8 protein-coding genes, 1 CRISPR repeat array and 1 riboswitch are annotated in these 12,143 nt (G+C 29.7%); of the genes, 1 reads left to right on the top strand and 7 read right to left on the bottom strand.

Features of this window, described 5'->3' with window-relative positions; genetic code table 11:
- Positions 1-119 precede the first annotated feature (119 nt).
- Genes IX290_RS09990 through IX290_RS09980 form a run of 3 tightly spaced genes read right to left on the bottom strand, consistent with a single transcriptional unit; the run spans position 120 to position 2,596 of the window.
- Positions 120-902 carry a MetQ/NlpA family ABC transporter substrate-binding protein gene (locus IX290_RS09990; RefSeq protein ID WP_211493042.1) on the bottom strand — a complete coding sequence of 261 codons (783 nt, stop codon included), beginning with the start codon at positions 900-902 and terminating at the stop codon, positions 120-122.
- Between the two features lie 46 nt (positions 903-948).
- On the bottom strand, positions 949-1,596 hold the full coding sequence (locus IX290_RS09985; protein WP_211493041.1) for a methionine ABC transporter permease: 648 nt from the start codon (positions 1,594-1,596) through the stop codon (positions 949-951).
- Positions 1,586-2,596, bottom strand: coding sequence for a methionine ABC transporter ATP-binding protein (locus tag IX290_RS09980; protein ID WP_211493040.1), 1,011 nt, complete (start codon positions 2,594-2,596; stop codon positions 1,586-1,588). Before IX290_RS09980 ends, IX290_RS09985 begins: the two co-directional genes overlap by 11 nt.
- Before the next feature lie 77 nt (positions 2,597-2,673).
- A riboswitch (SAM riboswitch) is annotated at positions 2,674-2,760 on the bottom strand.
- 120 nt (positions 2,761-2,880) lie between these two features.
- Here IX290_RS09980 and yqeC point away from each other — a divergent pair.
- Positions 2,881-4,158, top strand: a complete 1,278-nt coding sequence (gene yqeC / locus IX290_RS09975; RefSeq protein ID WP_211493039.1) for a selenium cofactor biosynthesis protein YqeC — start codon at positions 2,881-2,883, stop codon at positions 4,156-4,158.
- A gap of 40 nt (positions 4,159-4,198) precedes the next feature.
- Positions 4,199-6,276: a CRISPR direct-repeat array (repeat unit 36 nt; unit sequence GTTTTACCATACTCAAATATTACAAGGTACTAAAAC).
- A 27-nt stretch (positions 6,277-6,303) separates the two neighbouring features.
- Here the strand turns inward: yqeC and IX290_RS09970 are convergent.
- The 4 genes from IX290_RS09970 to cas9 all read right to left on the bottom strand — a co-directional run bounded on the left by IX290_RS09970 (position 6,304) and on the right by cas9 (position 12,045).
- The gene (locus IX290_RS09970) at positions 6,304-7,392 is read right to left on the bottom strand and encodes a hypothetical protein (RefSeq protein WP_211493038.1); all 1,089 of its coding nucleotides are present in this window, start codon (positions 7,390-7,392) and stop codon (positions 6,304-6,306) included.
- A gap of 8 nt (positions 7,393-7,400) precedes the next feature.
- Complete coding sequence (gene cas2, locus IX290_RS09965; RefSeq protein WP_211493037.1) at positions 7,401-7,724, bottom strand: CRISPR-associated endonuclease Cas2; 324 nt, start codon at positions 7,722-7,724, stop codon at positions 7,401-7,403.
- Positions 7,714-8,625: a type II CRISPR-associated endonuclease Cas1 gene (gene cas1, locus IX290_RS09960; RefSeq protein WP_211493036.1), complete on the bottom strand. Its 912-nt coding sequence runs from the start codon at positions 8,623-8,625 to the stop codon at positions 7,714-7,716. Before cas1 ends, cas2 begins: the two co-directional genes overlap by 11 nt.
- A gap of 144 nt (positions 8,626-8,769) precedes the next feature.
- On the bottom strand, positions 8,770-12,045 hold the full coding sequence (gene cas9 / locus IX290_RS09955) for a type II CRISPR RNA-guided endonuclease Cas9 (protein ID WP_211493035.1): 3,276 nt from the start codon (positions 12,043-12,045) through the stop codon (positions 8,770-8,772).
- Between the last annotated feature and the right edge of the window lie 98 nt (positions 12,046-12,143).

The following is a 12,143-nucleotide window of genomic DNA, read 5'->3' as shown; positions in this document are numbered from 1 at the left end:
TTCTCAGCTACTTTCTATCTTATTATTCAAATTATAATTTCCTAATATATAAAAAAACTACACCCTCCATCTTAGTTGTCTAAGATTTTGGGTGCAGTACAAAACAGCCTCTTTTTTTTCTAGAATGCAGGAACAACTCCTCCATTGTATTTTTCAATTATAAATTTTCTTACTTTTTCACTTTTTAAAGCATTTATAAGTTTTACAATATCCTCACTATTTTCTTCTCCAGCTCTTACAGCTATTACATTTGCATAAGGTGACTCTTCTCCTTCAAGAGCAAGTGCATCTTTTACAGGTGAAAATCCAGCTTCTATTGCATAGTTTCCATTTACCACTGCTGCAGCTACATCTGGAAGAACTCTTGGTAATTGTGGTGCTTCAATTGGTTTAAATTTTAATTTTTTAGGATTTTTTACAATATCAAACTCAGTAACATAAAGATTAGTTGGGTCATTTAATGTTATAATTCCCTTATTATGAAGTAAAATAAGTGCTCTTCCTCCATTTGATGGGTCACTTGGTATTGCAACTACACTTTTTTCTGGGATATCCTCAAGTTTTGTATATTTTTTAGAGAAAACTCCAAGTGGTTCAACATGAATCTTACCTGCACTTGCAAGTTTTAGTCCTCTTTCCTGTGCAAATTTTTCAAGATATGGAATATGTTGGAAATAGTTTGCATCTATCTCTTTATCAGCCAGTGCAAGGTTTGGTGTAACATAGTCTGTAAAATCAACTATTTTTAAATCTACTCCCTCTTTTTTCAAATCATCCTTTACAATTCCTAAAATCTCTGCATGAGGTACAGGACTTGCTCCAACTCTTAACTCTCCTCCAAAAGATACTGCTCCAAGTGTTAAAAATGCTCCTAATAGTAATGCTTTTACTCTGTTTGTCATGATTATCCTCTCCCTTTTTAATTTTTTTATATAGTTAATATCATTGCTATCTGTTCTTTTTGCTTCTTGCTACTAAATAATTTCCAAGTGTCTGTATAACCTGTACTACAATAATAATTACAATTACTGAATACACCATTATATCTGTCTTAAATCTCTGATATCCAAATCTTATTGCCAGATCTCCTAATCCACCTGCTCCTATTGTTCCAGCCATTGCTGAAAATCCAATTAGTGAGATTACAGTTACTGTAAGTCCGTGGATAATATGTGGCATTGTTTCTGGTATCATCACTTTGAACACTATTGTAAAATTATCTGCTCCCATACTTGAACTTGCCTCTATAAGCCCTTTATCAACCTCATTTAAAGCTCCCTCTACCATTCTTGCTACAAAAGGTGCTGCTGATATTGAAAGTGGCACTATTGCCGCTGTACTACCTATTGTTGTTCCAACTATAAGTCTTGAAAGTGGAAATACCAGAATCATCAAAATGATAAATGGAAAAGACCTTAAGGTGTTTATTACAAACTCAAGAATTTTATTCAGTTTAGGTCTTTCTAAGATTCCTCCCTCTTTTGTAATAACCAGCAATATCCCTACTGGAAATCCAATTAAGAAAGAAAAAAGCGTTGAAAAAAATACCATGTATAAAGTTTCAAGTGTAGATTCCCATATCATACTAAATACCATTGTAAATCACCTCTGTAATAACTCCTGCCTCTTCTTTAAACCATTCCACAGCCTGTTTTTGCTTGTCCATATCTCCTGAAATCTCTACAAATAGATGTCCAACTTTCATAGTGGAAAGATTATCTATAGAACCTCCAATAATACTGAAATCTATATCAAAAGTTCTAGCTGCTTTTGAAATAATAGGGTCATTGGCAATATCTCCTAAAAATTTAAGTCTGATTATGCTTTTATCCTTGTGTTTCATAAGCTTTACCTTATTTTCACAAGTACCTGGAAGATATGAGATAAGTTCTTTTGTTATCTCACTTTTAGGCTCTGCAAATATATGGTGAACTCCTCCCATCTCTACTACTTTCCCGTCAGACATCACTGCCACTTTATTACAGATATCTCTAATAACCTCCATCTGATGGGTTATCATTATCACTGTAAGGCCAAATTTTTTCTGAATGTTCTTAATAAGGTCCAAGATAGATTTAGTTGTTTTAGGGTCAAGAGCTGAAGTAGCTTCATCTGAAAGTAAAATATCAGGATTATTTGCAAGGGCTCTAGCTATTGCTACCCTTTGTTTCTGACCTCCTGAAAGCTGAGATGGGTAAAAATCTATTTTCTCCTCAAGTTCTACAACTTTTAAAAGTTCCTTAACTCTGCTCCCAATATCTTTTTTCTTCCAACCTGCAATCTCAAGTGAAAATGCTACATTTTCTCCAACAGTTCTTGAAGATAAAAGATTAAAATGCTGAAATATCATTCCCATCTTTTTTCTTCTCTCTAAAAGTTCACTCTTTCCCAATGATGTAATCTCTACACCATCTATTACAATCTCCCCACTTGTAGGTTCTTCAAGCCTATTTATCAGCCTTATAAGTGAAGATTTTCCTGCTCCACTAAGACCAATAATCCCAAAAATATCACCTTTTTCAATTGTAAGGGATACATCCTTCACTGCATGATATCCATTAGGATATACCTTGTTTACTTTTCTTATCTGTATCATCTTATGCCTCCCCAAAATTTTTGTATAAAAAAATCTCTATTACCAGATGTAATAGAGATAATCAACAGAATTATTCACGTCCATCTGTCTGGAATTAGCACCACACCACTTGGCAGGTTGCTGAAACGTCTCAGGGCCAGTCCCTCAGTTTCTCTGGATGGTATTTTTTTGTTAGGGTTATAATAACTCATTTCAATTCATTTGTCAATGTTTTTTATTATTTTCTTTTATAGACTATTTTATCCTTATAGTATAGAATATAAAAAAGCAGGGGAGGGATATCTATGTATGAGATTTTCCATATAAAAAAAGGAGACATAATAACTTTGACTGGAGCTGGAGGTAAAACCTCTCTCATGATGGCTCTGGCAACTGAATTAGCTCAAATTGGAAAGGTACTTATTACAACTACTACCAAAATATATAAACCTTTAAATACACAGTTTCAAAAGCTCATTTTAAAAGATTCCACTTTTGTAGGACAGGGGAAAAATATCTTCGTTTTAGGAGATTCAATAGAAGATAATAAGCTCACTGGAGTTTCCTATCAGGAGATATATAACATCAAAAATCAGTATGATTTTATTTTAATTGAGGGAGATGGAGCTAAAGAAAAAATTTTTAAAGAGTGGAATGAAAATGAGCCATGTATCCCACCAATTTCAAATAAAATAATTGGTGTAATCAATATGGAAATTTTAGATAGAGGACTTTCTAAAGAAAATATTCATAGATTTGAACTATTTTCTCAAAATTATCCAACTTATTTATCACACAAAGTATCACAAAATTTTTTAACTGAATATATAAAAAAAGCTAAATTTTTTAAAAACTCCACTGCTAATGATAGATATCTTTTCTTTAATGGAATTGATGGTGAAAACAGTATTGAGAGATTTTCCCTAGCTATTTCTACCTGCAATGAACTGAAAAAAATCAATTACCCGGCTGAATTTGTACTTGGAAGTATAATTGAAAATAAGATATATCAATATGTCCCAGTATCTGCTATTGTTATGGCTTCAGGATTTTCAAGAAGAATGGGGCAGGATAAATTAAAGCTTAAATACAATGGTGTTTCTCTTTTGGAAAATGTATTGGATAAACTTAATTTCGCCAACTTTTTTGAAATACTGGTATGTGGAAGGGACAGCTGGACTGAAAATATTTGTAAAAAATATAATTGTAAGTATCTTCACAACACCAAAGCAAATTTAGGACAGAGTGAAAGTATTAAATTAGGAGTTCAAAACTCTTCAGGAAAAGGTTTTGTATTTTTTACTGGTGACCAGGTCTTTTTGACACCAGATACTATTTCAAAACTCTATTATAACTTTGAAAAATATGGATATATAACTGTTCCAACAAGTAATGGAGATAGATATTCACCTGTATTCTTTCCATATAGTAAAAAAGAAGAGCTTCTTGCTCTTCAAGGTGACCATGGTGGAAAAAATATAATTAGAAATACTCCACTTGTTTCTCTTGTTGATTTTCCATATTCTCAGGAGTTCTTAGATATAGATACTCCAGAAGATTATTCTTTAATAGTTGAAAAATAACAAAAGGTTCAGACGCTTAGTTCTGAACCTTTTTTCCTTGGGTTTACCATACTCAAATATCACAAGGTACTAAAACAGGTGGTTATATAGTTGCATAAAATTATTAGTTTTACCATACTCAAATATTACAAGGTACTAAAACAACTCCGACAAGTTCATTTGTTCCATCTTCGTTTTACCATACTCAAATATTACAAGGTACTAAAACTAGAGGATGTAATAGTGAGCCCTGAAGCAAGTTTTACCATACTCAAATATTACAAGGTACTAAAACCTATTAGCCCTCGTAATCCAGATGCATTACGTTTTACCATACTCAAATATTACAAGGTACTAAAACATAAACATGTGGATGAATATCAGTTGAGTTGTTTTACCATACTCAAATATTACAAGGTACTAAAACTTCTCTCATATTCCATAATACCTAGGAACGGTTTTACCATACTCAAATATTACAAGGTACTAAAACAGTTGGTAATAAGTCAATTAAGATTACAACGTTTTACCATACTCAAATATTACAAGGTACTAAAACTAGCTGATTGTTGCCATAATTCAAGAAGCCGTTTTACCATACTCAAATATTACAAGGTACTAAAACCTACCAACAAACTTAGAGCCAAGGAATGTTGTTTTACCATACTCAAATATTACAAGGTACTAAAACATAACTTTCTATTGATAATCTAACTAGTTTGTTTTACCATACTCAAATATTACAAGGTACTAAAACGGGAAGAACAGTTTAAAGAAGTTAATTTAGTTTTACCATACTCAAATATTACAAGGTACTAAAACTGCTGAAGCTATGGAAACTTTATCACCTTTGTTTTACCATACTCAAATATTACAAGGTACTAAAACAGGTACTTCGACAGGAAAAACAACTTTTGCGTTTTACCATACTCAAATATTACAAGGTACTAAAACATTTGATATGTGGTTTTTAGAGAGCTTCTTGTTTTACCATACTCAAATATTACAAGGTACTAAAACTGGTGATAATAGTAGTTTATTTGGGCAAAAGTTTTACCATACTCAAATATTACAAGGTACTAAAACTACATCTGTGGGAATTCTATCCCAGTGTCAGTTTTACCATACTCAAATATTACAAGGTACTAAAACATTGAATTTAATCTCAAAATATTGTTCAATGTTTTACCATACTCAAATATTACAAGGTACTAAAACGTAATAGGTTTTCTTCCTTTATATTTACCAGTTTTACCATACTCAAATATTACAAGGTACTAAAACAACGAACTCTTTTCATATTTGGATGCAAATGTTTTACCATACTCAAATATTACAAGGTACTAAAACAACGGCAGACGAAAGACTTTCTTTTTTTAGTTTTACCATACTCAAATATTACAAGGTACTAAAACCTTTATTTACTTTTGGAATATCATCTATAGTTTTACCATACTCAAATATTACAAGGTACTAAAACGCCTTTCATAGGGTTTCTAGTTGTAACATCGTTTTACCATACTCAAATATTACAAGGTACTAAAACCTCTCCGTTTACAACAACCCTTTGATACCAGTTTTACCATACTCAAATATTACAAGGTACTAAAACACTTATAATGATTAGGTCTTATCTCTTGCAGTTTTACCATACTCAAATATTACAAGGTACTAAAACAACCTTAACTATCAATTTCTTTTCTTGTAAGTTTTACCATACTCAAATATTACAAGGTACTAAAACATCTCTTCTTCTGTCTCCGCTATTCCTAAGGTTTTACCATACTCAAATATTACAAGGTACTAAAACAACCTTATCAAATAGCCCTTCTAGTCCCATGTTTTACCATACTCAAATATTACAAGGTACTAAAACTTATAAAAGACAATACAATATTTAAAAATGTTTTACCATACTCAAATATTACAAGGTACTAAAACTTATAAATATGCCACCTAGGCATGGGAAGAGTTTTACCATACTCAAATATTACAAGGTACTAAAACTGGATAGTGCTGCAAGAATATCAGCTGCACGTTTTACCATACTCAAATATTACAAGGTACTAAAACCATATTCTCCTGTTTACGATTGCTGAAATTGTTTTACCATACTCAAATATTACAAGGTACTAAAACCTCAAATCTATTCTAACATATATCACATTATGTTAAAAGTTTTTCTTCTATATAGTTCGAAAATGGAGAGGTCGGATCATAGTTCAAGTTAAGTTTATAACTCAATCTTATCTTTTTTAAATAATAAAGGAGCAAGAAGATAAATTCATAATTTTCAATAAAAACATTATCTAATTCACAGAAAAATTTATTAGTAATTATGTTTCCAAGTAAAACATCAGATAAATAATTTTTTAATACAAAAGATAGAAGAGCATTTATTTCATTTTTTGACTTCAATACCGGATAATTTTCATAAATTTCGTTTATTATCTCATCTTCTGTAAAAGAATTTGCTAATTTTGAATTAATATAAATATTAATATTATCCAAAGTTGAAAAATCAAAAAGATATTTAGAAAAAGTTGCCACTATTACTTTATTCTCTTTAGACAATTCAAACAAAAAATTTCGCAATTTTGGCATATCCTTTAAAGCAATTTTATTTTCTGGAAATACAAAAATATAAATTTTATTTTTCCCAAATGTATCTATACTTTGTTCTACTATTCCAGTCTGAAGCTTTAATTTTTCAAATTCTCCCATAGATTTTATGTATAAATATTCATTTTGATACATTGGATTAATTTCCATCTTTTTTATAATATCACTTGCTGTTAGTTCTTTCATTGAAATCTCAAATTTCACATCACTATATTTAGAAATATTTTCATTCAATTCAGAAACAGCCTCACTCAGATTAAGTTCCTTAAGCAATGAATTAGCTGTTATCAATAATGGCTCAGTAACTAAAATTATCTTCAAAAGTTTATTAAAAACACTATTCAGCAAAGTCTTACTTCCAAGCTGTAACTCCTCTTCCAGATTTTCTCTACCAACATATATGACACAACGTGAGGATATTTTTTCTTTCTCTTTTGAAAAGTAATTATAAATCATGAGATTATTATCATTTAATTCTTTATCAACTTTACTTTTTCTCTTTTTATTATAGTATGTATCCAAAGCTTCACATATATCAACAAGTAGTACTTCATTATCTCCAGTTAAAATATTATAATTTCTATTTTTTAAAAGTATCTTATTGATACTTCTAAAATTTTCAATTTCAAGCATATAACCTCCTAAAATATAATCATTTTTTTATCAGTTATAATACTCTCATTTTTACTTTTCTGACCTAGAAATATTTTCATTTTTTTGTACTGCTTTTCTGTTATAATAAGCCCACGAATAGCACCATCACTTGGAAGAGATCCCTCTATCTTTTTTATATAATTATCTGCCATGGTCTGATTAGTACACAGTCTTACATATATTGAATATTGAAGCATTAGGAATCCATTTTTTATAAGAAAGTTTCTAAACTCTCTGTATTCCCTTTTTTCAGTATTATTTTCCATAGGAAGATCAAACATTATTATAAGTCTCATATATTTATAACTCATAAAATTCGATTCTTTTTAATCTTGGTATCTTCTTATCTTCAAGCATGCCAGTTTCAAAAAAACGATATATAAAATCTATATATTTTTCCATTGAATTTGCAACTGTTTCCATACAATTATTATATTGTATTCTGGCATTTAGAAGATTAATTAACTCTATTCTGTCTTCCTTTGAAAAATATTTTGCATTTTGCATATATTTATATACAAAATAATCTACTAAAGGTCGATACACCTCAAGAATATCACACGATAAATTAAGGTGATTATATTCTCCCTTATGATGTATTCCTAAATAAGTAAGCATCCCTTTAGCCGATATAATTCTTGATATCTTACTATTCAATATAGTATATCCATAGTTCAGTCCACTATTTATTACATCTCCATTATTTTTTTTCCTTATAAAACTATTTCCAAATAATTCTCTGAAATAAATCTTTGCCCCTAAGCCTTCTCTATTTGTAATGTCTCCCAACCCTACTTCTTGACTGTATGTCAATATCTTTTCTATTACTTTTTTATCTTTTGATAATTTTGCCAATATCTCTGCCTGATTTTCAAGCTTTACTTGAACAATCTCTTTCCAGAGGTATTTTTTTACATCTTCATCCCATTTTATCTGATTTAATACATGTTTAGTTTGCCTAAAATGTCCTCCCAAAGGAAATAGAATTCCACTTGGATTATAGCAATCATCACAATAAACTAATAAAATATCATATTCTAGTATTTTATTCATTAATTTTACAGTTATTACAGTTTTATTATCCTCTATAACTATAGTTCCTATATCACTCAGAGGAATCTTATATTCTTCTTCATCTTTTATTATAAGAAGACTATCAAGATAAAGCGATATTCTCTCACATTCCGAAATATATATTGTTCTCCAACTCATAAAACCTTCAAAAAAAGAAAAACCCCCATTACTGGGGGTGATTCCGGTACAAGACCTTATTTTAGTAGGTCTTGTAATACTTGAGTATGATGACAAAGCGTCCCTTGTCATCATTATTATACCATTTTATTTTTATCTTTTCAACTATTTAGCAATAATTAAATTGCACTTTTCCTCCCCAATATACTCATTACCTAAAACATCTGTATTGATTTTAGTTATTTTTTTAATTTTTTTACCAATTGTTATTCTCTTTTGCTTTGAAACTTTAACATGCTGTTTTAAAAGCTCACGGCTTTCCTTTTCAGATAATTCCTTACCAAATAATAAAGACATAGATTCATTGATCTTAAATTCAGGATTTTGTTTCATTACTTTGTCCAACTCCTGTAATTTTGCCATATGTACAGCATAATTTTTATCAATAAAGTCTACTTCTATTGTGTTACCATCATCATCAAGTACACCTTTGAATTTATTTTTTTCACATTTTCCATCTTTATCTATAATTTCTAAAAAATCACCCTTAAAAAGAGAAAATTGAAACTTATAATCATCAGTTATTCCTTTCTTTTCTTTCAATCTATTATAAATATTCATATCCATCTCATAATATTTGCCTTTATCCTTTAGCATTACATATTTTATAGTGATAAATTTATATTGTTCACCGTTATAGTACATATCCATTCTATACGGCTTTACCGTAAGTAGAACCACTCTTTTATTAGTTGTTTCATACTTATGAGTTAAGTCAATACATTCACCAACTTGTTTTACTCGATACTTAAGAGTTTTAATAATTGGTCCATTATTTTTAGAAGAGTATTTTGTTATATATCCATATTCTTTAAAGTGTTCATAAAATGGATTTTTTACTCCTTTTTTTCCTTTGTATTCATTATATATAGAAAGTAATTTTTCAAAAGTCTTCGGATCGTTATGATATACCAAAAGCTGTTGTTGTTTTTCTTTCTTGCCAAAAAATTTATCAATATCCTTATTCTTTTCATCATAAATATTCGAAATTTTACCTATTATATATTCTACTTCTTTACCATTCAGATTATATTTTCTCGTACTGTAGAGGGTTTCATCTGAAAATTGTCTATTTGGTTTCTTATCTATAAAGTGCGAAAATTTATATCCATTATATTGGGCTATTTTTTTCCCGTATTCATAATTAAACAGTTCTTTAAACTTCTCGTCATCTATTATTTCCCCAGTACTAATATGATATTTAATATTTTCATTGTATTGTTTCACCCATTTTAATTCATTCAGTATTTTTTCAGCTACTAATATAATTAGAGCATCTTGTGCATGATGTACATGAGAAATATCTCTCATTTTAGTTAAAGACCACTGCTTTCTTATCTGACTTGTAAAACTGCCTCTTATAGCTTTAATTTTGACCTTATGATTATTATCTTTAAAAAATCTCTTTAACAGATTTGCAAATTCTCTTGTTGCATATCTCGTATCTACAAGATTTCTAGCTATAAAGTCAGCTGTATGTTTCCCAAGCTCTCCCTCAAATAATAAATTATCCCTCTTTTGCAATGAAATACGTTTATTTTTATACATGTCCAATACACGTTTCTTAAAATCTTCATAATTTTCTTCAGCCATTCCTGATTTAAAATAGCTATATGGTGTTCTCTGTCCTTTTTTCTGATTTTCACTTCTCTTTACAAATACCTTGTTGTTCTGACTATCATCAAAGGAAATAGAACGTGGAATAATATGATCAACTTCATAGGCTTGTGGATTATTTATAATATCTTGAATGGAAATTTTTTCTCCTGAATAGATACACTGTCCATCTTGTTGATCCCAATACCTCAACATGTTAAAATAACGTCTATCCAGCTTCTGATCTCCCAAAAGTTTTAATATTTTTTCATTAAATTTTCTATTATTTTTCTGCATATCTTCGATTCTTCTTTTTTGTTCATCAGAATTTTTATCTCTTGCCATTTCAATTACTATCTCTTCTGGCATACCATATTTTTTTATAATTGCATTTACAACATTTATACATTGACCTAAAGATCTTTTTACAACTGGACTCAAAATCCATTCATCTAAGTATACTTTTGGTATGCTCTTCATCCCCTTAAAGTTCATCTTATATGGAACCAGCCCTCTCTCTGTAAACAATTCCATTTGATTCTTACTACTATCCAATAAATCTTCCATAATCTCCATCATTGCTTTTTTAGATAGTGAATGAGTCCCAGAATACTTAATTGCTAAAAGTTTTTCAAAACTTTCATTGTCTAAATTTATATTATTTTTACTAAATAACTTTTCATAATATTTTTTACGTGTCTCCACATCCTGATAATAAGTAGCTATTCTTCCTATTTCATCTAATAAATCAACATCTTCTTTTCCCACCAATTTTGACAGATCTATATATGTTTCAAGTTTGGTAAATTCTGGATTATCTTTACTATCAATTCTATACCCTGTAATATCACTTTCAGCTACTTTATCCAATGTTGCTCCTATCTTTTTCAAGCTTACAGTTTTATTTTTTTTGAAAAGTTTTATAATTTTCTCTTTTTCATCTCGAGTTAATCTCTGATTTCCTTCTCTTTTTATACGTAAATTATTCAAATCATTAAGCAGATTAAAATACTCAGCAGTTGGCGAATGTTTTACCATTCTAAGTTCTTCTGGAAAATAAGTACAATTTCCTACAAGTTTATTCATCCATTCATCTTCATCTTCCCAACCATATATGCTACCTTCTCCAGGACCTTCATAATAGGTTCTTCTTCCTGTCAAAATATCAAGATATTCATCTATAAATCTACCATCTATTTTTTTATTAAATTCTTTTTGTTTTTTTAAAATAGCTTGTGCTTCCTCTTTATAATCATCAGTTTTAAAAATATTCTCTATACCTCTCAAAGAACCTGTTAATTTCAATCTTTCCAATTGTAATTCACAAGGGTACCTTCCAGCAAGCTCTTTTTTATTTTCTGACAAAATATCTTTTGTTGACTTCTCTTCTTTATCTGACTTTGAATCCAAAGAAAAATTCTGTATCCCTCTTCTTTTTATCAAATGAAAAAGAGCAATTGCCAATTCATCATCGCTAAGTTTATCAGAAAGTCCTTTTGCTCTTAAATGATATGGAGTTGTTACACAATTATAAAAATCGTATTCTAAATCTGGAATAATCCTGTATTTCACAAGCAATTCCTTTAATCTTTCCAATCTATGGTTTCTTCTTCTTAAAAGTCTTCTGGCTCCTCTGCGTGTTCTTCTGCTTAAATTATCACCACTTGCTTCAGGAAATAATCTAACTCCAGCATCTACAATGTCATTATTTTCATTTACTATTCCCCATCCCACAGATGCTATTCCTATGTCTAATCCTAATCTGTATTTTTCATTCTTTTCCATATACTCCCCTCCACTATATTTACCCTTTCTCTATTAGTATACCCCACTAATGTCTTTTTTCAACTCCTATAACCTATAAATAAAAAATTATTTTTAAA

The sequence above is a fragment of the Fusobacterium sp. DD2 genome (assembly GCF_018205345.1).
GTDB lineage: Bacteria > Fusobacteriota > Fusobacteriia > Fusobacteriales > Fusobacteriaceae > Fusobacterium_A.
This window is presented reverse-complemented; position numbering and strand designations above follow the sequence as displayed.